Origin of the sequence: Actinomycetospora sp. CA-053990 (assembly GCF_050948445.1) — a bacterium.
Classification (GTDB): domain Bacteria; phylum Actinomycetota; class Actinomycetes; order Mycobacteriales; family Pseudonocardiaceae; genus Actinomycetospora; species Actinomycetospora callitridis.
On sequence record NZ_CP192043.1, the window covers coordinates 2946977 to 2970772 of the forward strand.

24 protein-coding genes and 1 pseudogene are annotated in these 23796 nt (G+C 74.6%); 11 read left to right on the forward strand and 14 right to left on the reverse strand.

From position 1 onward, the window contains the following. Window positions 1-4: 4 nt before the first annotated feature. The 4 genes from ACQPYN_RS15220 to ACQPYN_RS15235 all read right to left on the reverse strand — a co-directional run bounded on the left by ACQPYN_RS15220 (window position 5) and on the right by ACQPYN_RS15235 (window position 5990). The gene (locus ACQPYN_RS15220; protein ID WP_433038263.1) at window positions 5-943 is read right to left on the reverse strand and encodes an amino acid ABC transporter ATP-binding/permease protein; all 939 of its coding nucleotides are present in this window, start codon (window positions 941-943) and stop codon (window positions 5-7) included. Continuing rightward, window positions 940-3246 (reverse strand): thiol reductant ABC exporter subunit CydD, encoded by a 2307-nt coding sequence (gene cydD / locus ACQPYN_RS15225; RefSeq protein ID WP_433038265.1) that lies wholly within the window; start codon window positions 3244-3246, stop codon window positions 940-942. Before cydD ends, ACQPYN_RS15220 begins: the two co-directional genes overlap by 4 nt. A 193-nt stretch (window positions 3247-3439) precedes the next feature. Next, window positions 3440-4558 (reverse strand): cytochrome d ubiquinol oxidase subunit II, encoded by a 1119-nt coding sequence (gene cydB / locus ACQPYN_RS15230; protein ID WP_433038267.1) that lies wholly within the window; start codon window positions 4556-4558, stop codon window positions 3440-3442. Window positions 4559-4589: 31 nt separating this feature from the next. Then, window positions 4590-5990: a cytochrome ubiquinol oxidase subunit I gene (locus ACQPYN_RS15235; RefSeq protein ID WP_433038269.1), complete on the reverse strand. Its 1401-nt coding sequence runs from the start codon at window positions 5988-5990 to the stop codon at window positions 4590-4592. 215 nt (window positions 5991-6205) lie between these two features. Here ACQPYN_RS15235 and ACQPYN_RS15240 point away from each other — a divergent pair, with 215 nt between their 5' ends. Further along, a complete protein-coding gene (locus tag ACQPYN_RS15240) occupies window positions 6206-6805 on the forward strand; it encodes an Rv1733c family protein (protein WP_433038271.1) in 600 nt (199 codons plus the stop codon). 9 nt (window positions 6806-6814) lie between these two features. Here the strand turns inward: ACQPYN_RS15240 and ACQPYN_RS15245 are convergent, their stop codons facing one another. The 5 genes and pseudogenes from ACQPYN_RS15245 to ACQPYN_RS15265 all read right to left on the reverse strand — a co-directional run bounded on the left by ACQPYN_RS15245 (window position 6815) and on the right by ACQPYN_RS15265 (window position 11353). Beyond that, complete coding sequence (locus tag ACQPYN_RS15245) at window positions 6815-8095, reverse strand: GAF domain-containing protein (RefSeq protein WP_433038273.1); 1281 nt, start codon at window positions 8093-8095, stop codon at window positions 6815-6817. A gap of 151 nt (window positions 8096-8246) precedes the next feature. After that, entirely contained in the window at window positions 8247-8420 is a 174-nt protein-coding gene (locus tag ACQPYN_RS15250; protein ID WP_433038275.1) for a CBS domain-containing protein, read from the reverse strand. A gap of 41 nt (window positions 8421-8461) precedes the next feature. Continuing rightward, window positions 8462-8644 (reverse strand): annotated as a pseudogene (locus ACQPYN_RS15255) (CBS domain-containing protein); the annotation flags it as partial. Next, the gene (locus tag ACQPYN_RS15260; protein WP_433038277.1) at window positions 8641-9639 is read right to left on the reverse strand and encodes an acetate--CoA ligase family protein; all 999 of its coding nucleotides are present in this window, start codon (window positions 9637-9639) and stop codon (window positions 8641-8643) included. The gene ACQPYN_RS15260 and the pseudogene ACQPYN_RS15255, both read right to left, overlap by 4 nt. Further along, window positions 9557-11353 carry a GNAT family N-acetyltransferase gene (locus ACQPYN_RS15265; protein ID WP_433038279.1) on the reverse strand — a complete coding sequence of 599 codons (1797 nt, stop codon included), beginning with the start codon at window positions 11351-11353 and terminating at the stop codon, window positions 9557-9559. The genes ACQPYN_RS15260 and ACQPYN_RS15265 overlap by 83 nt, the downstream gene beginning before the upstream one ends. Window positions 11354-11559: 206 nt before the next feature. On the opposite strand from ACQPYN_RS15265, the gene ACQPYN_RS15270 reads away from it, so the two are divergent. After that, window positions 11560-12150: a CBS domain-containing protein gene (locus tag ACQPYN_RS15270; protein WP_433038281.1), complete on the forward strand. Its 591-nt coding sequence runs from the start codon at window positions 11560-11562 to the stop codon at window positions 12148-12150. An 88-nt stretch (window positions 12151-12238) separates the two neighbouring features. Beyond that, the gene (locus ACQPYN_RS15275) at window positions 12239-13960 is read left to right on the forward strand and encodes a GAF domain-containing protein (protein ID WP_433038283.1); all 1722 of its coding nucleotides are present in this window, start codon (window positions 12239-12241) and stop codon (window positions 13958-13960) included. Here ACQPYN_RS15275 and ACQPYN_RS15280 read toward each other — a convergent pair. After that, a complete protein-coding gene (locus tag ACQPYN_RS15280) occupies window positions 13945-14946 on the reverse strand; it encodes an Acg family FMN-binding oxidoreductase (protein WP_433038285.1) in 1002 nt (333 codons plus the stop codon). The genes ACQPYN_RS15275 and ACQPYN_RS15280 overlap by 16 nt on opposite strands. Window positions 14947-15109: 163 nt before the next feature. On the opposite strand from ACQPYN_RS15280, the gene ACQPYN_RS15285 reads away from it, so the two are divergent. From ACQPYN_RS15285 to ACQPYN_RS15295, 3 genes are all read left to right on the forward strand, one after another. Continuing rightward, on the forward strand, window positions 15110-15643 hold the full coding sequence (locus ACQPYN_RS15285; RefSeq protein WP_433038287.1) for a universal stress protein: 534 nt from the start codon (window positions 15110-15112) through the stop codon (window positions 15641-15643). A 146-nt stretch (window positions 15644-15789) separates the two neighbouring features. Next, window positions 15790-16449, forward strand: coding sequence for a hypothetical protein (locus ACQPYN_RS15290; protein WP_433038289.1), 660 nt, complete (start codon window positions 15790-15792; stop codon window positions 16447-16449). Between the two features lie 16 nt (window positions 16450-16465). Continuing rightward, a complete protein-coding gene (locus tag ACQPYN_RS15295) occupies window positions 16466-17494 on the forward strand; it encodes a zinc-binding dehydrogenase (RefSeq protein ID WP_433038291.1) in 1029 nt (342 codons plus the stop codon). Here ACQPYN_RS15295 and ACQPYN_RS15300 read toward each other — a convergent pair. After that, a complete protein-coding gene (locus ACQPYN_RS15300; protein WP_433038293.1) occupies window positions 17458-17937 on the reverse strand; it encodes a hypothetical protein in 480 nt (159 codons plus the stop codon). The two genes, ACQPYN_RS15295 and ACQPYN_RS15300, sit on opposite strands and share 37 nt — an antisense overlap. Window positions 17938-18108: 171 nt before the next feature. Here ACQPYN_RS15300 and ACQPYN_RS15305 point away from each other — a divergent pair, with 171 nt between their 5' ends. Continuing rightward, window positions 18109-18891, forward strand: coding sequence for a DUF6544 family protein (locus ACQPYN_RS15305; RefSeq protein ID WP_433038295.1), 783 nt, complete (start codon window positions 18109-18111; stop codon window positions 18889-18891). A gap of 44 nt (window positions 18892-18935) precedes the next feature. On the opposite strand, the gene ACQPYN_RS15310 is transcribed toward ACQPYN_RS15305, so the two are convergent. Beyond that, the gene (locus ACQPYN_RS15310; RefSeq protein ID WP_433038297.1) at window positions 18936-19676 is read right to left on the reverse strand and encodes a GAF and ANTAR domain-containing protein; all 741 of its coding nucleotides are present in this window, start codon (window positions 19674-19676) and stop codon (window positions 18936-18938) included. Between the two features lie 399 nt (window positions 19677-20075). On the opposite strand from ACQPYN_RS15310, the gene ACQPYN_RS15315 reads away from it, so the two are divergent. Both ACQPYN_RS15315 and gvpO read left to right on the forward strand, forming a co-directional pair. Next, complete coding sequence (locus ACQPYN_RS15315; RefSeq protein WP_433038299.1) at window positions 20076-20234, forward strand: hypothetical protein; 159 nt, start codon at window positions 20076-20078, stop codon at window positions 20232-20234. A 70-nt stretch (window positions 20235-20304) separates the two neighbouring features. Beyond that, the gene (gvpO, locus tag ACQPYN_RS15320; protein WP_433038301.1) at window positions 20305-20577 is read left to right on the forward strand and encodes a gas vesicle protein GvpO; all 273 of its coding nucleotides are present in this window, start codon (window positions 20305-20307) and stop codon (window positions 20575-20577) included. On the opposite strand, the gene ACQPYN_RS15325 is transcribed toward gvpO, so the two are convergent. Continuing rightward, window positions 20578-21357 (reverse strand): alpha/beta fold hydrolase, encoded by a 780-nt coding sequence (locus ACQPYN_RS15325; protein ID WP_433038303.1) that lies wholly within the window; start codon window positions 21355-21357, stop codon window positions 20578-20580. 635 nt (window positions 21358-21992) lie between these two features. On the opposite strand from ACQPYN_RS15325, the gene ACQPYN_RS15330 reads away from it, so the two are divergent. Beyond that, on the forward strand, window positions 21993-22373 hold the full coding sequence (locus tag ACQPYN_RS15330; RefSeq protein ID WP_433038305.1) for a hypothetical protein: 381 nt from the start codon (window positions 21993-21995) through the stop codon (window positions 22371-22373). A gap of 179 nt (window positions 22374-22552) precedes the next feature. On the opposite strand, the gene ACQPYN_RS15335 is transcribed toward ACQPYN_RS15330, so the two are convergent. Next, window positions 22553-23347 carry a MerR family transcriptional regulator gene (locus ACQPYN_RS15335; protein ID WP_433038307.1) on the reverse strand — a complete coding sequence of 265 codons (795 nt, stop codon included), beginning with the start codon at window positions 23345-23347 and terminating at the stop codon, window positions 22553-22555. Between the two features lie 78 nt (window positions 23348-23425). On the opposite strand from ACQPYN_RS15335, the gene ACQPYN_RS15340 reads away from it, so the two are divergent. After that, window positions 23426-23788: a nuclear transport factor 2 family protein gene (locus tag ACQPYN_RS15340; protein ID WP_433038309.1), complete on the forward strand. Its 363-nt coding sequence runs from the start codon at window positions 23426-23428 to the stop codon at window positions 23786-23788. The last annotated feature ends 8 nt before the right edge of the window (window positions 23789-23796 follow it).

A 23796-nucleotide genomic window follows, 5' to 3' on the forward strand; every position in this document is an offset into this window, starting at 1 on the left:
GGGGTCAGGCCGGTCGCGTGGCCGCGCGCGCGGTGGTCTCCGGCCGCGGTCCGGGCACGCTCGGCGCGGTGCCGGAGCCGACCGTGACCACCGGGAGGTCGGGGAACTCCCCCGGGCGGTGGGACACGACGATCGCGGTCCGACCGCGACTGAGCTCGCTGATCTCGTCGGCGAGCGCGGCGGCAGTCGGGGCGTCGAGGTGGGCTGTGGGTTCATCGAGGGCGAGGATCGGGCGGTCGGCGACCAGGACCCGGGCCACCGCGAGGCGCTGGCGCTCGCCGCCGGACACCGCCCCGCCGTGGTCCCCGAGGGCCGTCTCGAGCCCGTCGGGCAGCGAGGCGAACCAGGCGCCGAGGCGGGCGTGGCCCAGCGCGACGACCAGCTCGTCGTCCGTCGCACCCGGGCGGGCCAGGCGCAGGTTCTCGCGCAGCGTGCTGTCGAACAGGTGCGCAGCGGGGCCGCACCAACCGAACCGGGCACGGACGTCCTCGGCGGCCATCGTCGCGGTGTCGTGCCCGTCGAGCGTGACGGCACCGCGGGCGGCGGGAAGGGACCGCAGGAGTGCGGCAAGGACGGTGCTCTTGCCGGCCCCGGACGGGCCCGCGAGCACCGTGCGCCCGCCGGGCGGGAGCACGAAGGTCACGCCGCTGACCGCCTCGGACACCGCGTCCGGCCAGCGCACGGCCAGGGCCTCGGCGGTGACGGCCGGGTCGGAGGGCACGGGTGCGGGCCGTGCGGGATCGGCCACCGGCGCCGGCCGGGATTCGAGCTCGGCCAGCCGCCGGGCGGCGGGCCCGGCCTCGGCGAGGCGGGCGGCGGCGTCGGGGAGCCCGGCGACGAGCTCGGCCGCGGCGAGCGGCGTCAGCGCGAGCACGGCCAGCGCCGTCGGAGCGAGCCGCCCGTCGGCCAGGGCGAGCACGCCCGCGACGGTGGCGCCGATCATGGCCAGCCCGTTGCCGAGGATGCCGAGCCCGGCGCCGATCCCGGCGCCCCCGCCTGGGCCACGGTCCGCGCCGCGAGGTCGGCGTCGTGGTCGGCGAGCCGCCGACGTCGCCGGCCGGCCGCGCCGAGGACGAGCAGGTCCGCGGCACCCTCGAGCAGCTCCAGGGTGCCGGTGGCGACCGCGGCGCGGGCGGCGGCCGTCGTGCGCGCGGCCCGGCGGCCGGCGACCACGCCGAGCAGCGGGGCCACGACACCGGCGAGGACCAGACCGAGCGCGAGCACGAGGGCGGCCTCGGGCAGCAGGACCGCGAAGAGGCCGACGAGGCCCGCACCGACGAGCAGCGCCGAGCCGGCGGGGACGAGCCCGCGCACGAGGACGTCCTGCTGGGCGTCGACGTCGCCGGTGAGACGGGCGAGGAGGTCGCCCCGGCGCTGCGTGGCGGTGGCCGCCGGGCCCCGCCGGACGAGGGCCTGCCAGACCCGGACCCGCAGGTCCGCGCCGAGGCGCAGGGCGGCGTCGTGGGACGCCAGCCGCTCGAGGTAGCGCAGCACGCCCTTCGAGAGGCCGAACGCGCGGACCGCGACGATCGCGACCATCAGGGTGAGCAGCGGGGGCTGCAGCGCCGCCGCGGAGATCAGCCAGGCCGAGGTGGCCGCGAGCGCCACGCCACTGCCGAGAGCGCCCGCGCCGAGCACGACCGCGCCGGCGAGCCGGGTCCCACGGGGACGGACGGCGGCGGCGAGCCACCGCAGCGCACCGCGGATGGTTCCCTCGGGCAGGACCCGCTCGGGCGAGGCAGGAGGAACGAACGCCGGTGCGGCCGGCCGGACCGCCGGAGTGGGTGCATCTCCGGGGGTGACGCTGCTCGACCCCGCCGGCGTACGCCGGTGGGGCAGGGCGACGACGCGGTCGCAGGCGGCCAGGACCTCCGGCCGGTGGCTGACGACGACGGCGCTCCGCCCGGCGAGTGCCTCGGGCAGGGCGGCCAGCAGCGCCGTCTGCGTGTCCGCGTCGACCCCCTCGGTGGGCTCGTCGAGCAGCAGCAGGGGGCGGTCGGTGACGAGCGCGCGGGCCAGCGCGACGCGCCGCTGCTGGCCGGTGGACAGACCGGCGCCCTGCTCTCCGACCGGGGTATCGAGGGCGAGATCGACCCGCGCCACGGCGGCGGCGCGTCGGACGGCGTGATCATCGGCGTCGGCAGCCCCGAGGAGGATGTTGTCCGCGACACTCCCGACGACGAGCACCGGTCGCTGGGGCACCCAGGCGATCCGCGCCCGCCAGGCCTCCGGGTCGAGGTCGTCGAGCCCGACGCCACCCACCGACACGCGTCCGCGGTCGGGCCGCCGCAGCCCGGTGACGAGATCGAGCAGGGTGGACTTGCCTGCCCCGCTCGGCCCGCGCAGCCCGACGGTCTCGCCGGGTCCCACGGTCAGGTCCACATCGTCGAGGACGGATCCACCGCGACCGTCGACGCCGACGCCCTCGAGGCGCAGTGGCACCCGCGCGGGGTCCGGCGCCGGGCGGCGGGCCCCCGAGCCGTCCGCCGTCGGGGTCTCGAGCACCGCGAACACGTCGTCGGCCGCGGCCAGGCCCTCCATGCTGTCGTGGAAGCGGGCGCCGACCGCGCGCAGTGGAAGGTAGATCTCGGGCGCCAGCATGATCACCAGCAGCCCGGTGGCGAGGTCCAGACGGCCGCCGGCCAGGCGCAGCCCCACCGAGACGGCCACGAGCGCGACGGAGAGGGTGGCCAGCACCTCGAGCACCAGTGCCGACAGGAACGCCACCTGCAGGGTCCGCATCGTGGTCCGCCGGTACTCCTCGGCGACCACCCGCAGGCGTCCGCTCTGGGCGCCGGCCCGGCCGAAGGCGACCAGGACGTCGAGCCCGGCGACGAGGTCGAGGAAGTGGTGGCCGAGCACGGCCATGGCCCGCCAGCGGCGGGCGGTGTCGTCGCGGGTGCGCAGGCCGACGAGCACCATGAACAGGGGGATCAGCGGCACGGTCACGGCGACGATCACCGCCGCGAGCCAGTCGGCGGTCAGCAGGCGCACCCCGACCAGCAGCGGGACGGTCGTCGCGAGCAGGAGGGTGGGCAGGTAGCGGCGCAGGTAGCCGTCGAGCGCGTCCACCCCGCGCGTGGCGAGGGTGCCGAGCTCCCCGGCCGACGGCAGGCGGGGATCACGCGGTCCCAGGCGCAGGGCGTGGTCGATGAGGTCGGCGCGCAGCTGCCCGGTGACACGAGCGCTGGCGCGGACCGCCGCGGCCTCGCTGGCCCAGGCCAGCAGGGCGCGTCCCGCGACCACGACGGCCAGGCCGACGAGGAGGGCGGCGAGGGCGGCGAGGGTGCGCGGTCGAGGAAGGCCCGGGCCACGATCCGCGAGAGCAGATCGGCCTGGGCGACGACGAGGCCGGCCGTGGCCACGCCCACCGCGGCGGTGAGCACCACGAAGGTGCGCGCCGGGCGGACGTGGCGCAGCAGGCGGGGGTCCAGCGGCTTCACCGCCGGACCTCGGGCCGTTCTTCCTCGAGGTCCCCGGACCGCTGCTCCGGAACGGTCGCCGGCACCTCGGGCTGGACCCCGGCACGGGTGCCGCGGGGCGGCAGGCCGGTGGCCGCGGGGATGTCGTCCCGGGTGAGACGGCGACGGAACACCCAGTAGCTCCAGGCCTGGTACGCCAGCACGATCGGGGTCACCGCCAGCGCCACCCAGGTCATGATCTGCAACGTGTAGGGCGTGGACGCGGCGTTCGTCGTGGTCAGCGTGCCGGCGGGGTCGGTGCTCGACGGCATCACGTTCGGGTAGAGCGAGCCGAAGAGCGTCACCGTGGTGGCGACGATGGTCGCGGCGGTCAGGGTGAACGCCCAGCCCTCGCGGCCCCGGCCGACGAGCACGACGGCGCCGACGAGCGCGCCGGCGGCCACCGCGACGCTGACCAGCGTCCAGCCCTTGCCGTGGGCGAGCTGGGTCCAGACGAGGAAGGCGGCGGCGACCGGCACCGCGACCAGGCCGAGGCGCAGTGCGAGGCGGTGGGCTCGCGCCCTCAGGTCCCCGTCGGTCTTGAGACTGACGAACACGGCGCCGTGCATCAGGAACACCAGCAGGGTGGTGAGCCCGCCGAGCAGGGCATAGGGGTTGAGCAGCGTGACGAAGGTGCCGGTGTACTCGTGGTCGGCGTCCAGCGGCACACCCGCCACGATGTTGGCGAACGCGACGCCCCAGAGCAGGGCGGGCACCGCGGAGCACCCAATGATCACGGCGTCCCACCGCCGGCGCCAGCGGTCGTCGTCCACCTTGCCCCGGTACTCGAAGGCGACCCCGCGACCGATCAGCGCGACCAGCACGATCAGCAGCGCGAGGTAGAAGCCCGAGAACAGGCTCGCGTACCACTCGGGGAACGCGGCGAACGTGGCGCCGCCGGCGACGATCAGCCAGACCTCGTTGCCGTCCCAGAGCGGGCCGATGGTGTTGACGACCCGGCGGCGGTCGGTCTCGTCGCGGCCCAGCACGCCGAGCAGCGCGCCGACGCCGAAGTCGAAGCCCTCCAGGACGAAGTAGCCCGTCCAGAGCAGGGCGATGAGCAGGAACCAGATGTCGGTCAGGGCGAGCCCGAACATGATGTCCTCGATCTCCGTGGGTCGGGCGGGGTCAGTAGGCGACGGCGAGCGGGCGCGGCGCGTCCTCGGTCGGTGCCGCCTCGTCGGGGGGCGGCAGCGGGTCCGGTCCCTTGCGGGCGTAGCGGACGAGCAGGGTCACCTCGACCACGGCGAGCACGGCGTAGAGGACCGTGAACACGATCATCGACGTGGCCACGGAGGCCGGACCGACCGAGGGGCTCACCCCGTCGGCGGTGCGCATGGTCCCGTAGACGACCCACGGCTGTCGGCCTATCTCGGTGAAGATCCAGCCCACCGAGTTGGCCACCACCGGGAACCCGATGCCGGCGAGGGCGGCGTAGGTGAACCACCGGGCCGTCGGCACGCGTCCCCCGCGCTGCAGCCAGGCGCCGGCCAGGGCGAGGAGCAGGGCCAAGGCACCGAAGCCGACCATGACGCGGAAGGTCCAGTAGGCGATCGGGACGTTGGGTGTGTAGTCCCCGGGCCCGAACCGGGCCTCGGAGTCGCGCTGCACGTCGTTGATCCCCTCGACCGTGCCGTCGGGGTCTCCCGTGGCCATAAACGACAGGACCTTGGGCACCCGGACGCTCCAGACCTCCTGGGAGCCGTCGAGGCTGCCGATGGTGAACAGGGAGAACGAGGCCGGCGAGCTGGTGTTCCAGAGGGCCTCGGCGGCGGCCATCTTCATCGGCTGCTGCTGGGTCATCAGGCGGGCCTGCAGGTCGCCGGTGACGACGACCCCGACCCCGGCGATCAGCACGGTCACCAGCGCCATGCGCAGCGACGACCGGAAGACCCGCGTCTCGTTCTTCCGCGCCAGGTGCCAGGCCGAGATGCCGAGCATGAACATGCCCGCGGAGAGGAACGCCGCGGTGATCGTGTGCGTGAAGGCGCCGACGGCCGTGGAGTTGGTGAGCACGGCGCCGAAGTCGGTGAGCTCGGCGCGCCCGGAGGCCGGGTTGACCGTCGACCCGACCGGGTGCTGCATCCAGGAGTTCGCGGCGAGGATGAAGTACGCCGAGAGCACGGTGCCGATCGCGGCCAGCCAGATCGTGGCGAGGTGGACCCTCTTCGACAGCCGGCCCCACCCGAAGATCCAGAGCCCCAGGAACGTCGACTCGAGGAAGAACGCCAGCAGGCCCTCGATGGCCAGCGGCGCCCCGAAGATGTCGCCGACGAAGCGGCTGTAGTCGCTCCAGTTCATCCCGAACTGGAACTCCTGGACGATCCCGGTGACCACGCCCATGGCGAAGTTGATCAAGAAGAGCTTGCCCCAGAACTTCGTCATGCGCAGCCAGCGCTCGTCACCGGTGCGCACCCACGCGGTCTGCATCATCGCGACCAGCAGCGACAGGCCGATGGTCAGCGGGACGAAGAGGAAGTGGTAGACGGTGATCACGCCGAACTGCCAGCGCGCCAGATCCAGCGCCATCTCGATGCCCTCCCGCGTCGGCCCCGCGTCGCAGCAGGGTTCGCCGACAACGGTGCGCTCCTCGGCCGGTGGTTGATCAGGGCCCAAGGTCCCGCCGGTGGTCCCCCCGAGTGGGGGCCGCACGGCCGCCGGGAACGGGTCTGCGGCCCGTGCCGGAGCCGCTGTCGGCTGTCCACCCTCGACGGGACGGCGGTACGACCGGAGGGGCGACGACCATGGGCACGACGGGAGCGGTGTCCCGGGCGATCGGCCTGTTCCTGCCGAAGCGCTCGTCGCTCCGGCGGCGCAGCGACGGGATCGAGCTCACCTCACGCTGGGTGCTGCTCCTCGTGGGCCTGATCATCGTCCCGGTGGCCCTGACGATCGGCAGCGAGGTCACCGCGGCGCTCGCCCCCCAGGTCGAGGAGCAGTGGGCGGAGCGTCACCAGGTGACCGCGACCGTGGTGGCGCGGCCCGAGAACCACAACTCGGCCCGCAGCGACGTCACCGCCGACGATCTGCGGGCGCCCGTGCGCTGGAGGGCGGCCGACGGGACCATGCGCGTGTCCGAGATACGGGTCGGCCCCACGGCGCGGCCGGGCGATTCGCGGGTGCTGTGGGTGGACCGAGAGGACCGGCCGACCCTCGCGCCGATCACGGCCTCCTACCCCGTGGAGCAGGGACTCCTGACCACGGTCGCGATCCTGCTCGGGGACCTCCTGATCTCCCTTTCCCTGCTCGTCGGGCTGCGCTGGGTCCTGGACCGGATGCGCCTGCGCGCCTGGGAGGCGGCCTGGCGCCGCTTCACCGGCCCCGACCACGAGAGCATGCGCTGAGCAGAGTCTTCAACGAGGGAAGACCGTGTCGCGCACCGCGCGCGCCACGTCGTCGAGCTCGGCGACCTGGGCGAGCAGGTGGTCGCGCAGAGCGGGTTCGGCGCCGGAGGCCGTACTGGTCAGGGCGAGCCCGACCCGCTGGACCCGCTGGAGGACCTGCTCGGACAGCGAGAGCACCAGCCGCTCCCGGTCCTCGAGAGCCCGGACCGTCTCGCGGTCGCGCCGGCCCCGCGCCAGCTCGACGGCCGTGGTGGCGTGGACCGCGAACCCGAGCAGCATCTCGGCCTCCACCGTGCCGAAGACGTCCCCGCCGGCGGCGCGCGTCAGGACGAGCACCGCGCGGGTCCCGGGCCCGCCCCGTGAGGCGGACAGGGGCACCGCGAGGACCGACCCCACTTCGGGGGCCCGGTCGACCACGCCGGTCGTGCGCGCGTCCGACGCGGCGTCGGCGATGAGGACGGGACCGCCCGCGTCGAGGGCGGCCTGCGTGATCGAGCCCGGTGTGGCGACCGTCCGACCGGCCCAGTCGTCGAGCTGGCCGGCCGCGGCGGTGACCGTCGCGCGTCCCGGATCGGCGTCGGTGACCTCGGTGATGGCGGCCCCGTGGGCCCCGGCCACGTCGACCGCGGCCCCGAGCAGATGCTGGAGCTCCCCCTCGGGCGGGAGCTCCCCGGCGAGCAGGTCGCCGGCGAGGCGCGCCGAGGCGGCCTGCCACGCCTCCCGGCGGCGGGCGGCGTCGAGGAGCAGCGCGTTCTCCACGGCGATCCCGGCCGCGCCGGCCAGGGCGGTGAGGAGCTGCTCGTCCTCCGCCGAGAAGGCGTCGCCGCGCTCGCTCTCGGTGACGTAGAGGTTGCCGTAGACGGTGCCGCCTGCGCGGAGAGGCACCCCGAGGAAGGAGTGCATCGGCGGGTGCTCCTCGGGGAAGCCGACGGCCGCTTCGTGGGTGCTCAGGTCTGTCAGGCGCAGGGGCTTCGGGTCGTCGATGAGGCAGCCCAGGACCCCCTTGCCCTGCGGGAGCGCGCCGATGCACGCGACGGTCGCGGGCTCCATGCCGACGTGGACGAAGCGGATGAGGCGGCCGTCGCGCACCACGCCGAGCGCGGCGTAGCGGGCGCCCACGAGGGCCCGGGCACTCTCGACGATCCGCTGGACGAGGTCGTCGAGCTCCAGACCCGCCGTGATGTGGTGCGTCGCGTCGAGCAGGCCCCGCAGCCGACCCTGGGTGAGCTTCACCTCGGTGGCGCGGGTGATGAGCTGGTCGAGCAGCTCGTCGAGCTCGAGCCGCGCCACCGAGGGGAAGGAGAGACCTTCCGAGGGGACCGAGGAGTCGGGGCGGTCCGGCACTGCCCACCCTCTCTCGGACGGCATCCCGCATGGCGTACCGATACCATCCTGGACTGCGGCCGCGCGGAGTCAAGCGCCTGCCGGCCGGGGCGCGTGGTCAGGTCGTCGGCTCCCCGGCGAGGGCCGCCAGCGCGTCGGTGGCGGTGACGATGCCGACCACGACACCGTCGTCCACCACGAGGGCCGCGTCGAGCCCGCCGGCGAGCACCGCGCGGGCGACGACCGGGGGCGGGTCCCCGGGGGCCACCGTGGGCACGGGGAGCGGGCCCACGGGGCGACCGGTCCCGTGACACCCTCGACGGCGGCGGCCACGACGTCGCGGTCGACGAGCACGCCGACGCACCGGCCGCCGGTGACGACCGGCAGGTGGCGCACCCCCGCGACGCGCATGACCTGCAGGGCCTCGGCGACCGAGGTCCGTTCGTCGACCACGCGGACCGGGCGGCTCGGGGCGATGTGCTGCGGTTCCGAGGGCGGCCCGGAGGTGGTGGTCATCGGTTGTCTCCTGTCGTGACGTCGTCCCGAGGCCCGGGCGGGGGAGGGCCCGTGACCGGGGCGACCCGGACCCGGGCGTCGACGAGCCGGCACGCATCGGGCGTGCAGACCACGGGGTTGAGGTCCATCTCGGCGATCTGCGGCAGGAGCTCGGCCAGCCGGGCGACCCTGGCGATCACCACGGCGAGTCGGTCGCGGTCGACGAGCCGGGCCGCGATGCCGCGGTGCAGGGGGAGCTCGTCGAGCAGCTCGGCCAGGTCCGTCGTCGTCATCGGGACGAGGCGGTGCCAGCGCCGGTCGGCGACGTCGGTGCCCGTCCCGCCGACGCCGGCGGTCACGAGCGCGCCGAAGTCGGGGTCGCCGGCCACCCCCACCAGCATCTCCGCCCCGGGCGGGGCCATCGGCTGCACGACGGTGCCGTGCCACGCGCTCCCGAAGAGCCCGGCGAACCCCGTCACCGCTGCGCGCACGGCGTCGTCGCCTTCCACCGAGAGGATCACCCCGCCGCGCTCGGACTTGTGCACGACGCCCTCGGCCACGGCCTTGAGCGCCACCGGCCCGCCGTAGTCCCGCGCCGCCGCGACCGCCTCGTCCACCGTGCGGGTGGTCCGGCCGGGCAGGAGGTCGAGACCGGCCGCGCGCAGCAGCGCCGCGCACTCGTCGGGCTCCAGCCATCCTCCCCCGGGGCGCGGGCGAGCACCGCGCCGACGACGTCGCGCGCCGCCGCGAGGTCCACCGGGTGCTCCCCCGCGGGCAGCGGGCGCCCGGGGTCGCGGGCGAGGTCGGCTCCGCGCCGCACGAGGTGGGCGAGGGCGTCGACGGCGTCGGCCGGGTCGGCGAACGACGCCGCGACCGGACGTCCGTCCGGGGCGGTCACCGCGGCGACCCGGACCCGCTGGTCGAGGGCGACCGTCAGGACGGGAACGGGACGCCGGCCCGGCCGGGCGAGCTCCCGGCCGAGCGCGGTGCCCGGGTCGCCCAGCGCGGTGGGGCACACGACGGCGACGACCGCGTCGATCTCCTCGGCGTCGCGCAGGACCTCCAGACAGGCGGCGAAGGTCGCCTCGTCGACGGCGGCGGTGGTGTCCACCGGTCCGGCGGTGGCCGCGGTGGCGGGGAGCAGGGCGTCGAGCCGTTCCCGGGTGGCGGTGGCCAGCAGGGGGACCCGGAGCCCGGCCGCGACGCACGCGTCCGCGGCGAGCACGTTGGTGCCGCCGGCGTTGCCGAGCACGGCGACCCGGTCGCCGGGTGACGGCGGACTCCAGCACAGGGCGGCCAGCGCGCCGGACAGCTCGCCGAGGTCGTCGACCGGCTGCACCCCGGCCTGCCGGTAGAGCGCGTCGCGCCGCACGGCGGGGTGGCCGAGGCGGCGGTGTGCGACGCCGCCGCCCGGGCTCCGACGTCGCTGCTGGCGGCGCGGACCGCGAGCACCGGGATCCGTGCGGAGACGCGGCGGGCGAGGCGGGAGAACGCCCGCGGGTTGCCGAAGGACTCGACGTGCAGCACCGCGACGCTGGTGGCGGCGTCCCCGGACCACCAGGCGAGCAGGTCGTTGCTGCTCACGTCGTACCGGTCGCCGACCGAGACGAGGGTGGAGACGCCGAGACCGAGGCCGCGCAGGGCCTCGAGGACGGCGATCGCCACCCCACCGGACTGGGTGACCACGCCGACCGTGCCGGACGGCGCCGCGCCGGGGGCGAACGTGGCGTCGAGGTGCACCTCGGGGTCGGTGTCGACCAGCCCCAGGCAGTTGGGTCCGATCAGCCGCATCCCGTGCCGGTGCACCGCGGCGAGCACCGCCCCGTCCACCCCGGCGGCGGCCAGACCGGAGGTGACGATCAGCAGCGCGCGGGCTCCGCGCCGCCCACACGCCTCTGCCAGCGCGGGGAGGGCGTCGGGAGGGGTCGCGAGGATCACCAGGTCGGGGGCCTCCGGGAGGAGCTCGACCGACGCCACCGCGGGGATCGTCCCGATCATCGGCGCGTCGGGGTGGACGACGTCGACCCGCCCGGCGAAGCCCCCGGCGACCAGCGTGTCCAGCACGGCACGACCCACCGACCCGCGCTTCCGGCCGGCGCCCACCACCGCGACCGAACGGGGCCGCAGTGCCGGTTCCAGACCGGCGCGTCCAGCTCGGGACGACCGGGTGAGTGCGGCAGCCGTGTACCGGGCGGTGCCCTCGGGATCGTCGTCGTCGGGCAGCGTCACGACGACATGCATCGACGGGCCGTCCTGGCGCCGGATGGTCGGGAGGCCGAGATCGGCGAACACCCGCACCATCGCGGTGTTCTCGGTCAGCACCTCCGCGGTCCAGCGGCGGATGCCCTGGCGACGGGACTCGAGCACCGCCCGCTCGAGCAGGGCGGTGCCCACGCCGTGCGCCTGCATCCGATGGCCGACGGTCACGGCCACCTCGGCCTCTGCGGAGGCGGCGGCGTCGCGGGCGAGGTGCATCGCCCCGACCAGCTCGGCACCCAGGAAGGCTCCCCACACCTGGCCGGAGATCGCCGCCGCGGTCGCGTAGGGCGCGAGACCGTGGGAGGACACGGTGGCGAAGCGCAGCCAGCGGTCATGCTCGGGCAGCTCCCGGTGCAGGCGCACGAGCGCCTCGGCGTCGTCGGGGCCGAGCGGCCGGACATCGACGGGGGTCCCGTCGGCGAGCAGGATCCGCTGGTCGAGGGACGCGCGGGAACCGTCGAGGACGCTCATGGCCTCATCCCACGCCGCGGCGTCCTCGATCGTCAGGGTCGTCGGGCCGCGGGACCCGGGACCTCCGGTCCGGCGGGGCGTCGGGCGTGGGTCCCCGTGGCCGCGGGGGAGGGGACCAACGACCCTGACGGCGTACCGGCACGGTGTCGGACGCTCACCGTGGCCGACGTCCGCCGGCGCCCGTATCTCTGGGAGGAGGCGCCGGGATGCTCATCCGCGACGTGATGACACCGGCACCGCTCACCGTGTCGTCGGGGACGTCGGCGCACCGCGCCGCCCGGCTCCTGAGCCGGTACGGGTTCGCCCTGCTGCCGGTCGTCGCCGGCGGGGCGCTGGTGGGAGTGGTGACCGTGTCCGACGTCCTGCGAGCCCGCGACGCCGACCCGGGGCCGCCGGCCCGGGTCGGCGAGGTGATGACCCGGACCGCGTGCGCCGTGCCCCCCGACACCGACGTCGCCGAGGTCGCCGTGCTCATGGTGGACCGCGGCCTGCGCAGCCTCCCCGTCGTCGCTGACGACGGGCTCGTGGGCATCGTGACCCGGCTCGACATCACCCGGGTCCTCGCCCGTAGCGACGCCGACCTGCGCGCGGCGGTGGAGCGCAAGCTCGACGCCTACGCCGGATGGAGCCGGTGGACGGTGCACGCGAGGGAGGGCGAGGTCGCGCTCTGCGACGATTTCGACGATCCGGTGGAGCAGCACCTCGCCACGGTCATCGCCGCCGCCGTCCCCGGCACCGTGCACGTCGACACCCACCACCGGACCGCGTGCCCGCACCATCCCCCGGTGGCCGCGTGAGCGTCGGGACCTCCGACCCTGGTCACGCCGCCGGCCCAGGGCCACGATGGGGCCCGGAGTCCGCCCCGAGGAGCAGGAGACACACATCGTGGGCGACAGCACCGGCGCCCGGCGGCGAAAGCTGACGTCGGTGGGTCGGCACGAGGGTCCCGCCGCCGGCACCGGGGGCCCGGAGCACGTCGGGGCCCTGTACTCCTCGATGATCGCGGTCGCCGAGGGACTGGATCTGGACTCGACGCTGCGCCGGGTGGTCGAGGTGGCGTCCGAGCTGGTCGACGCCCGCTACGGCGCGCTGGGCGTCCTCGACGAGGCCGGCACCGGACTGGCCCGTTTCGTGACGACCGGGCTCGACGACGAGACCCGGGCGCGGATCGGGGACCTGCCCCGGGGCCTCGGCCTGCTCGGTGAGCTGATCCGCCGCCCCGAAGCCCTCCGGCTCAGCGATCTCCACGCGCATCCGTCCTCGGTCGGCTTCCCGGCCCACCACCCCCCGATGGCGAGCTTCCTCGGGGTGCCGATCCGGGTCCGGGGCGTGGTGTTCGGAAACCTCTACCTCACCGACAAGCGTCGCGGTGACTTCACCGCCGAGGACGAGGACGTGACGGTCGCCCTCGCGGCCGCGGCCGGTGTCGCCGTCGAGAACGCGCGTCTGCACCAGGGCACGGAGCGGCTGGTGCTCGAGGGGCAGCGCAGGCGACGCTGGCTGGAGGCCTCCGGCGAGATCACCACGCAGGTCCTGGCCGGCGCGGACCCGGGTGAGGCGCTGGTGCTCGCGGCCGAGCGCGCGGCGGAGCTCGCCGACGGGTCCGGGGCGATCATCACGACGCCGCCGTCGGCCGTGGCCGAGGGCGACGTGGCGCCTCCGGTGCGGGTGACGGTGAGCGTCGGTCTCGAGGACCGTCTGCCGGTCGGGGCCCGGCTCGGACTCGACGGCTCCGCGTTGGCCTCGGTCGCGCGCATCCACGCGCCCCGCGTGGAGGAGGACCTCGTGCTGACCGTCGACGGGCAGGACCGTCGCTTCGGCCCGGCCCTGCTGGTGCCGCTCGACGGCACCACGGCGATCACCGGGGTGCTCGTCGTGGTGCGTCGTGCCGGCTCGGAGGCACTCGACGCCGAGGGCCTGTCCGCCGTGGCCTCCTTCGCCGACCAGGCCGCCCTCGTCCTGCGTCTCGCGGAGTCGCAGCGCGCGCGCCGCCAGCTCGACGTCGCGTCCGACCGCGAGCGGATCGCCGCCGACCTGCACGACCACGTGCTGCAGCGGCTCTTCGCGGTCGGCCTCGGGCTGCAGGCCACCCAGGCCCGCCTCGCCGCGCTTCCCGAGGCGGCGCACAGGGTGAACGAGGCGGTCGACCAGATCGACGGCATCATCCGGGACATCCGCACGAGCATCTTCGACCTGCACGTCGTCGGAGGGGGCACCGGCCTCGGCGGGCGTCTACGAGGCGCGGTCGCCGAGATGTCCGCGCACGTCGCCCTCGAGCCGGTGGTGCGGCTCTCGGGGGCGGTCGACACCGTGCCCGAGGAGCTCGTCGTGCAGGTCGAGGCCGTCGTGCGGGAGGGCGTGTCCAACGCCGTCCGGCACGGTGCCCCGCACTCCGTCGTCGTCACCGTCTCGGTGGACGACATCCTCGCGGTGGACGTGACCGACGACGGGGCCGGTATCCCCGAGAACGTGGCGCGCAGCGGTCTGTCCAATCTCGTGGCCCGCGCCCGTGCCCTCGGCGGGGACGCCGACGTGGGCCGCTCGGCCACCGGTTCCGGGACGCGGCTCTCCTGGTGGGTCCCGCTCGACCCTCAGCCCTCCGAGTGACGACGCGGGGTCGGGTACACCGGACGCCCCCGACCCAGCCGGAGCACGACCTGGGGCCACATCACGCCGCCGAGCAGGGAACGGACCTCGGTCCGGACGTCCGGGAGCTCCACCGGGGGCGCGATGAAGGAGGCGCCCACGCCCCGGGCGGTCGCGGTGAGCAGTACCTGCTGCATCGCCTGTCCGGCCTTGACGTGGGTGAGCGCGGTGTCGTCGTAGGACGTGAGCACGGCGATCGTCGGTTCGTCGTGGCCGGGCTCCGCGGGTGCGGTCGGGCGGTCGGCGTCGGGGACCGCCCCCCCGAAGTCCCGCGGACGCCAGGCACCGTCCGGGCGGGGTGCGCGCCGGGCGTCCGCGGGTGGGAGTCCGTCGTCGACCCGCTCGGGGTTCCCGACCCAACGCTCCCACTCCGCGAGGAAGGCGGGATCGCTCTGCTGCTGCCGGTGGGCCTGGACGGTGATCTCACGGAGCCGGCGTCGCTCCCGCGGGTCCGCCACGACGATCAGCCGACAGCGCTCCCGCCAGGCCGCCCGTTCGAGCTCCGCGCGCAGGGTGACCGACAGCGGTGGCCCGGTGAACGGGTGCCGGTTCGTGTGCCGGCGCGGGATGGCCGCCGCGAGCTCGACCTCCCAGTCCGACGGGATCAGCGGCGCTCCGGGCCGCACGCGACCGAGGAACCAGGGGTCCTCGGGGTCCGGCATCAGCTGTGCGTGCACCCGGCGACCCTGGGTGCGGGCCTTCAGCCGGACGTTGACGAGGGCTGCCCCGCACGCCATCCGCAGCTCGCGTCCCCCCGGATCCGCGGCGGGGAGCATCCGCGCCGGGTCACCGTGCACCTCGACCGCGCCGTCGTGCCAGCGCACCCGCCACGGCTGGCTGTTGTGGCTCGACGGGGCGAGCGCCGCAGCGTGCAGCAGCTCCTCGACCTCGGTCCCGGTCGGCGGTCCGCCCCCGCGGGCCGGCGCGCTCGGCGTCTCCTGGTGCACGGGGCACCTCCTCGTCCTCGATCACCAGCCTCCGTGCCGCTCCGGCGGGTCACCAGGGACCGAAGGACCCCCGAGGCAGGGCCGTCCGCCTCCGGTGCCGTGGCCCTGCCCGTCGGCACGCTGTCCCCGGGAACAACCGCTGATCGGACGACGGGAGTGCACGATGGACGGAACGGAGAACGGCCCCGGAACGATCGTGGTGGGGTTCGACGGCTCGGCCCACGCCGAGGAGGCCCTGCGGTACGCCGTGGACGAGGCCGCCCGGCGTGGTCTCGGTGTGCGTGCCGTGGTCGCGCACGAGCCGCCCGACGCCTGGATGGCCGACTACGGGATGCCGCTGCTGGCGGACGACGGCAGCCTTCGCCAGGCCGTGCAGGACAGCGCGCGCGACCGGGTGGAGGAGCTCCGCGGCGGGATGGATGCCGAGGAGCAGGCCGTCCCGGTCGAGGTCGTGGCCCTGTCGGGGTCTCCGGCGCACGTGCTGGTGCAGGAGGCCGAGAACGCGGCCCTGCTGGTCGTCGGCCACCGGGGCCGGGGCGGCTTCCGCAGTCGGCTGCTCGGCTCGGTCGGCCTGGCCGTGGTCCTGCGCGCCCCGTGCCCGGTGACGGTCGTGCCGCCGTCGCGGGGCGTGGAGGAGACGGCGCCGCAGGACGCGTCGGCGCTGGCCGGACCGCTGCCCGTGGGACCGATCGCCTGAGTGGCACCGCCGACCGCGGCCCACGCCGGCTCATGAGCGCGACCCGTGCACCCTCGACCCCGGCCGGCCGGTGGTCCCCGGCCGAGATCTCCGCTCTCCTGCAGGCGCTCGAACCTCTCGGTGGGCCGGCGGCACCCGCATGCTCGGTGTCGGTCCACGACCGGCGCATCGAGCTCGCGCTCGACCCGTCGGCGGGGATCCCCCGCCATCGTGCGCTCGTGCAGCTCGGGCGCCTCGTCGGAGCGGTCGAGAACACCCTGCGCGCACTCGGGTGGGCGCCCCGCACCGTCATCGCCGAGACCCCGGACGCGCAACCCCTGGCCGTGGTCGCGGGCACCCGCCGACGGCCCGCGGCCCCGATGGACCTCGCGCGACGTCGCGTCAACCGGTACCGGGGGACCGGAGCGTCGCCGCGCTACGCCGCGCCGGCCGACCAGGCGCGCGTCGTCGACGTGGCCCACGCTGCGGGGTCACGCGGCGCCTGGCTGCACCTGCTCAACGGTCCGACCCGTGACGGGAACCCCGCCTGGCACAGCCCGGGCTCGGTGCCCGCGGACACCCTGACGCTCGATCTGCCGTGGCGACGTGACCCCGTCGTGGCGGTGTGCACCCACACCGACAGCGTCCGTGAGGCCGTCGTGGCCGGCATCGTGGCCGAGTCGGCGACCGTGGAGGCCGCCCTGCGCGGTCTACACGCGGACGTGTACGTCGACGCCTTCGACGACGATTCCGTCCGAGGGGCCGTCCTGCTCGCGGACCCCCACGAGACCGGCGTCGGGCACGCGGTGCTCCGCCTCCGGTCCTGACAGCCCGGAGGTCCTCGTGCTCGCAGCGGTGCTCACCCGGTACGGCGGCGTCGACGCCCTGGAGGTGCGCGAGGTCGCGGCGCCGAGCCCCGGGCCGGGAGAGGTCCTCGTCGACGTCGCCGCGGCGGGGGTGAACAACACCGACGTGTGGACCCGCCAGGGCGCCTACGGCCGCGACGAGCCCTCCGGGTGGCTCGGCCCCGTGGACTTCCCCCGCATCCAGGGCGCCGATGTCTGCGGCTACGTCGCGGCAACCGGCGAGGGCGTCGATCCGGCACGGCTGGGCCGGCGTGTGCTGGTGGACCCCGTGCTGCGCTACAGCGACGGGCCCGAGCCCCTGGTGGCCGAGGTGCTCGGCAGCGAGGCCGACGGCGGATACGCCGAACAGCTGGTGGTGCGGGCCGACCGTGCTCACGACGTGACCGGCTCCCCCCTGACCGATGTCGAACTGGCGTGTCTCCCGATCTCGTCGGGCACCGCCATCGGGATGCTCGAACGGGCCGCCGTGCATTCCGGCGAGACCGTGCTGGTCACCGGAGCCTCGGGCGGGGTCGGTCTCGGCCTGGTCTCGCTGGCCGCGGGGCGGGGCGCACGCGTGATCGCGCTGTGCTCGGCGGACAAGGCCGACGCCGTCCGGGCGGCCGGCGCGGACGAGGTGCTGGACCGCCGGGCCGGTGACGTCGGGCAGCGGCTCTCCGAGCTCGTCCCCGGCGGGGTCGATGCCGTGGCCGACGTCGTCGGCGGCGACTTCCTCACCGGCCTCCTGCCGCAGCTCCGGGCCGGGGGTCGATGGGTGGTCGCGGGATCCCTCGCGGGCCCCGTCGTCGAGCTCGACCTGCGGACCCTCTATCTCCGCTCCATTGCGCTGCTGGGCTCCACGATGCACACCCCCGGGCAGTTCGCCCTGCTCGTCGAGGCCGCCCGTCGCGGCGACGTACGGCCCGTCGTGGCGGCGACGTACCCGCTGACCGAGGTCCGTGCCGCGCACGCACGGTTCGAACGCCGCGATCAGGTCGGCAAGATCGCCCTGCTGCCGAGACCCTGAGGTCCGGCGAGACTGCGCAGGACCGTTCGCGCGTCGAGCAGGCCGCGAGCCTCGCCGCCGGACGCCACGAGCAGCAGCGTGTCGTCGTGGGCCAGCATCAGCTCCGCAGCCCGGGAGCGGCGCAGCTCCGGGTCGACGGTCGGCGCCGGGTTCGCGATCGACGAGATCGGGTCGAGCATCCGTGCCGGTCGTGTCCCTGCCTCGAGGAGATGGCGCAGCAGGTCGACCTCACCGACGGCGCACAGCCGGCCGTGGTTGCGGAGCACGAGGTGATCGGTCCCGCGCTCGCGCAGGGCGTGCAGCGCGGTGGCCACGGGCATGGTGAGCGGTACCTCGCTCGGCTCGATCGGGGCCATCACCAGCCGGACGGGCGGATCCTCGAGGAGGGCTTCCGGGGGCGCGACGGGCCCTCGGGACGGTGTGGCCGCGGCGTTCGCGCTCATGCCCCGACCGTCGGGTCCGGACGCGGCTGCGCGCAGGGCCGGAGGGCCCGGACGGACAGGGCCTCCCGGACGCCGCTGCGGGATACCGGAGACCCTGCCGCCGAGCCCGGCTCCCACGACACGGTGATCTGCGGGCGGGAGACCCGTCGCAGCGTCGAACGTGGAGGGAACGTGACGGAGACGAGGGAGTCGGAGCCGGTCCTCGAGAGCGCGACGGCGGCGTCGCCCGCCCTGGCGGACCGTTATCGGGACTGCTCGGTGTGCTCCGCCGCCGCCGGCGTGGTCGGTGCGCGGACCCGGAGCCGCGGGCTCATCCGGATCGGCGCCCTGTGGTGGCCGTTCCGCAGCCACGAGGTGACGCTCCCGACGCACGGGTACTTCCGCGAGATCCGCATGGTCGGCGGCCTCCGGGTCGTCGACTCCTGGGTGGACGGCGAGGCGAGACGGAGCACGACCCTGCTGGGACGGAGCCTCCACCCCGCTCTCGTCGGACCGGACCTCGCCCGCGCCGACGTCGCCCACGCCGCCCTCAGCGCGATGTGGGTCCCGCCGGTGCTGCTGCCCTCGGACACCGCGCGCTGGACCGTCGAGGACCGGGACAGCGCTTCGGTGGCCCTCGTCGTGGCCGGGGCCCCGGTATCGCTGCGGCTCACCCTGCACCGGGGCGGTCTGCCCCGTCGGATCAGCACGATGCGCTGGGGCGACCCCGAGGGCTCCGGCCGCTTCCGCGAGGTGCCCTTCGGCGCGGAGATCCTCGAGCACCGCATGTTCGGGGGGCTCACCGTTCCCAGCACCGGCGTGCTCGGGTGGCGGCTCGATTGCCCGGGGCCCGTCCGGGAAGTCGTGCGCTTCCAGCTCACCGCCCTCGAGCCCGTCCGGTGCACGGCGCCGTTGCCCAGGGAGCTCGTCGACCCGCCGGGCCTCTCGGGAGAGTCCGCGGAGGGGGAGCCCTGAGGTCGTCGGCCGGCTCGCCCCCTGCACCCTGACCGTCCGGCGGGCTAGGGGGTGGGCGCTCCGGGGCCGTTGTCGGCGCGTCGCCGATCCACCTCGCTGCACAGGAAGCGGGCGACGTCGATGAGCTTGACGTTCGTGTCCTGGGAGGCGGAGACGAGCATCTGGAACGCCTGGTCGTCGCTGAGGGTGTGCCGTTCGCGCAGGATGCCCTTCGCCTGGCCGATGACGTCACGGTTGTCGAGCGCCGAGCTGAGGCCGGCGGCCTCGTCGGCACCACGGAGCAACATCGCGGCCTGGCTGGCGAACAAACTGGCCACCCGCTGGTCGCCGTCGTCGAAGGCGTCCGGGCGACGGGAGTAGAAGTTCAGCGCGGCGTGGCCGCGGCTGTTCCTCGAGTACAGCTGCACGGAGAGCATCGCCCGATAGCCGAGCTCCACCGCGCGCGGCGCGAACTCGGGCCACCGGGGCGCGTCGCCGTCCGCGAGGTCCCGCACCAGGATGATCCCGTCGGCGGGCGGGTCGTAGGCGGCGGTCAGGCACGGCCCCTGCCCGAGCTCGGACTGGAGTCGGTCGAGCTCGCCCACGAACGCGTCGGTGGCGTGGCTGGAACGGACCTTGTCGGCCTCGACCCGCGAGAGGCCGCCGCCGTCGGCCCCGGCCACGGTGGACACGCCGGCCGCGACGATGTCGCCGAGCAGACCGTCGCGGTCGCCGAGGTTGCTGTGCAGGACCAGCGACCGAGCTGCTCGACGCAGAGCGCTGACCAGCTCGTCGGTTCCGCTCATCTCCTGTGTCACTGTGCCCGCAGCCTAGGCGCATCCGCTGCTCGCGGGGGCGTCGAGCGCCCGGTGGAGCCCGTCCTACGCGACGAACGAAGCTCCGTCGCCGGCGGCGGACCCCCGACGAACGGAGCTCCGCCGCCCGGCTGCGCTTCTGAACCGGACCTCCGGCGTGCCTCTGGCACGCCGCCCGGACCGGTCCCAGCCCACAGCGCGGTAGCCCCTGTTTGCCCGAACTCGTTGCGTACCGAAACCACACCGCCTCGTGCCGAGGGGCGGGAGCGCGAGCGGACGGACCTCGCGGTCGTCCGCCTGCTGCTGCCCGACAGGCGCCGGAACTGAGCCGTCACCGGTCCGCAGCGAGGAGCGTTGAACGTTCGCCTGTCCCACGAACCCAGGAGCGTCATGGTCCTCTCCGGCCTTGCCCTGAAAGTCCTCGGCTCTGTCGTGAAGTTCGTCGCGGTGGCCGTGGCCCCGGTCGTCGGAGTCCTCGCGTGGGGAGCGGTCGAGGACGGGATCGACAAGAGGAAGAACAGGAACGAGGACGACGCGACGCGTCGGTAGGTTCAGCCGGTTCCGGGAGCGTGCGATGTCCCGGGCTGCCGGTGTTCTCTTCCGCGAGGACGATGAGCCCATGGCCTTCTCCCGCGCTCACGCCAAGGACGTGTCGCGGGCCGCGATGATCGAGGTCGCCCACCTGACCGGCAAGGACGCCGAGAAGGTCGTCGCGCTGCGTCGGGAGGGCGACGACTGGGTGCTGGACGTCGAGGTCGTCGACCTGCGCCGGGTTCCCGACACCACCGATTTCATGGCCACCTACCGTGTCCACGTCGATGACGCAGGCAACGTCCTGCGCATGCACCGCGTTCGCCGCTACGTCCGTGCGTGGGTCGGCGACCAGAGCTGACTAGGGACGGAACCCGGCCCGTTCTGCCAAGGCGATGAGCTCCTGGTGGAGTCGGTGGGGCTGTTCGAGGGGCAGGAAGTGCGTGCCGACGAGGGGCACGAACCGGGCCTGCGGGATCGTCGTGGCGACGGAGCGGATGTCGGCGGCCGCGACGGCGATGTCGAGGGTGCCGCCCACGAGGGTGACCGGGAACGCGACGAAGCCCGTGTCGATCGGGGGATGGTTCCCGGCGGCCAGGAGGAGCTCGGAGTACCAGGTCCACGGGTGCATCGCGAACTCCCGAGCGACCTGCGTCGACGCCGCCAGGTCCGGCAGCGGGGCGACGTGGTCGACCCCGAGTGCCCGCGCGACATTCACCGCCGGGTACGCCAGTGCCGCCGCGGGCGGCCCCATCAGACGCAGCAGCCACGCGGCGCCCCGACCGAGCCCCTCGCGCACGGCCGCAGGCTGAACCGGTGGGCCGAACGCCCGGAACGAGCCGCCGGGCAGCCCGCCGACCCCGAGGATGCCCGCCACCCGTTCGGGGTGGGCGCGGGCGAACTCGAAGGCGACGTCGACCCCGATGGACCACCCGAGCAGCACCGCGCGTTCGAAGCCCGCGTCGTCCATGGTCGCTTCGAGGTCGGCGGCGTGGTCCTCGACGGAGATGCGGGCCGGGTCGACGGGACGCTCGGAGCCACCGAGGCCTCGGTGGCTCCAGGACACCGCCGAGAAGCCGCAGCCGGCGTCGGTCAGCAGAGGCCACGCCGCCGGAGGCGCCCCCAGCCCGTTGCTGATCACGAGAGGGATGCCGTCAGCGCCGTTGGTCCACGAGCGCAGACGAGTTCCGTCACGGCTGACCAGGCCACCGGTCGACGCCGTGCCTCGTGCCGGGTGCGACGGAGCTGTCACCTGGTGCCTCCCGATGCTGTTGTTCCTCGAGGACAGCGACGGAGCGGCGAGGCTAGCCACCGAAGGGCCCGGACGAATACGCGCGCCCGACCGCCACGAGCGGTCGCACCCGCAAGGCGGCCGGCCGCGTGCTCTCGGGGGGAACCGGAGCTCATGGGCTGTGGGGCGAAGGGCCGCCCCGAAAACGGAGACGAGGCCGGGACCGTCCAACGAGGGGCCTTGCCGCCTCCTGGGTGGGACGGCGGTCAGGTCGGCACCGGCTGGGATCGGCTGCGCTCGACGGCCGTCGTACGGGTCGGAAACCGCCGTTGAACTTGATCTGGGCGAGGTGACACTCCATCGATCTGGATTCGCTCGTTCAGCGGATTGCCCAAGGCATTAAATGTAAGTGAGAGTTGAGCCCAACGTCGTACACCTGCCCCCGGTGCCTGTCGTTCGCGCACGCCGTGGTCCGGAGGGGGCGTCACGATGGTTTCGCACGGGCACGAATTCATCTCCGAGTATCGGGCGATGGAGGCGGTCAGGTGGGTGATGTGAGGCATCTGTTCGACACCGGACGGCGTCCCTTGAAAGGGGCTGGCGACACTTCCGTGCCGGGCAGCGCCAGAATCCTCGATCTTGAGAGCTTGCCCGGCATTCTTGGGTCTATCCCCAACGGGTGTGGTGAGGGCAAGGAGCGCGCACTCGACCTCGGCGAAATACTGGATGCCGCCCTGGGATTCCCGCCCGCCGAGGACTACATTCTCCTCGCCGCCGATCTGTCGGTCGGGGGCATCCATGTGTACGGCCCCTACCCCGAGGACGCCGTCCACGACGCGGCGGCCGCGCTGCGTGAGCAGCTCGTGGTCGAAGGCGTCGAGGGCGTCTCGGTCAACATCCTCGCGCTTCACGGCCCGGGGTCTTGAGGTTTCCGGCTCAGCGGTTGGCACTCCGGCCCGGTCAAGGTGACGTGGCCGGATCGCAGGCCTCGACCACCGGCGGCGGCCCCGTCTACGACCATCGCCGATCTCGCCACGGTTGCCGACCCACGGATTCGAGCTCCTTGCGCCTCGTAGATCCACGACTCCGCGCCGCACTGACCGCCTCAGGTGACACGAAAGACCGGCCAGCCGATCTCGGTGCGCCACGCCGCAGGATCGGGTGTGTCACGTGGGCCGACGACATAGACCTCCCGGACCGGCCCGGCCACCGACATCGCGTTCTCCACCACCCAGGCCCCGAGTTCGCCGTACGTGACCTCGATGCCGTCGTGCTCGCCGACGTGGGTGGTGACGGCCAGTTCTGCGGCCGGCAGGGTCGCGGGGTGCACGCGCCCGGTGCGCGGTGGCGCAGCGGTCGGCAGGTAGACGAGCGCGTGACCGCGCTCCTGTTCGAAGAGGGCGTTGTCGTAGCTGCCGCCCGGCGGTCCGGCCACGGCGACGCCGACGGCCGCCTCCAACTCCGCCATCGCGCCTGCGTACCAGGTCGTCACGTCGCGATGCCCGACGACGTCCGCCACCGCAGCGACCGTCCGGGCGGGCTCCGCACGCAGCTCGACGTCGATCGGCGCGGCGTCGGGCCGGAGCAGGCGGCGCAGCGACACGACCGCGGCCCGGGTGCGGTCGAGCTCGTCCTCGAGGCGTTGCAGGTGGCCCGCAACCAGGGTCGCCCGGACACCGGGATCGGAGGTCCGAAGTATCCGTTGCACATCGCTCAGGGGGACGTCGAGTTCGCGGAGCCGGTGGATGACCTGCGCAGTCGGGATCTGGTCGACGCCGTAGTAGCGGTAGCCGGTGGTCCCGTCCACCACGGCGGGTTCCAGCAGAGCCGCCTCGTGATACCGACGCAGGGTCCGCACACTCAGATGGGTCAGCCGCGAGAACTCCCCGATGCTCAGCACCCCCTCACCCTGAACGCTCCCCCCAGGGGAGAGTCCACGGCTTGACCCTCCCGCGCCGGGAGGTCACACGGTGGGCTCATGACACAGCACACCGACCTCCCGACCGATTCGCTCCCGGCCACCGTCCGCGACTTCCTCTCCGCCCACGTGGTTCACGACGCCGCCACCGCCTCGTCGTACCTCGCCGAGGATGCGGTCGTCGTCGACCAGGGCGAGACCGTCCGCGGCCGGGAGCAGGTCCACGCGTTCCTCCGGGACGCCGGGTCCGAGTTCGAGTACACGACCGAGCAGATCGGCGCCCGCCGGGTCGATGACGCCCACTGCGTGGTCACCCTGCGACTCGAGGGCACCTTCCCGGGTGGCGTCGCCGAGCTCGACTACCGGTTCACGCTGCGGGATGACCTCGTCACCGAACTCGTCATCGCCAATCACGAAGCCTGACACGTCGA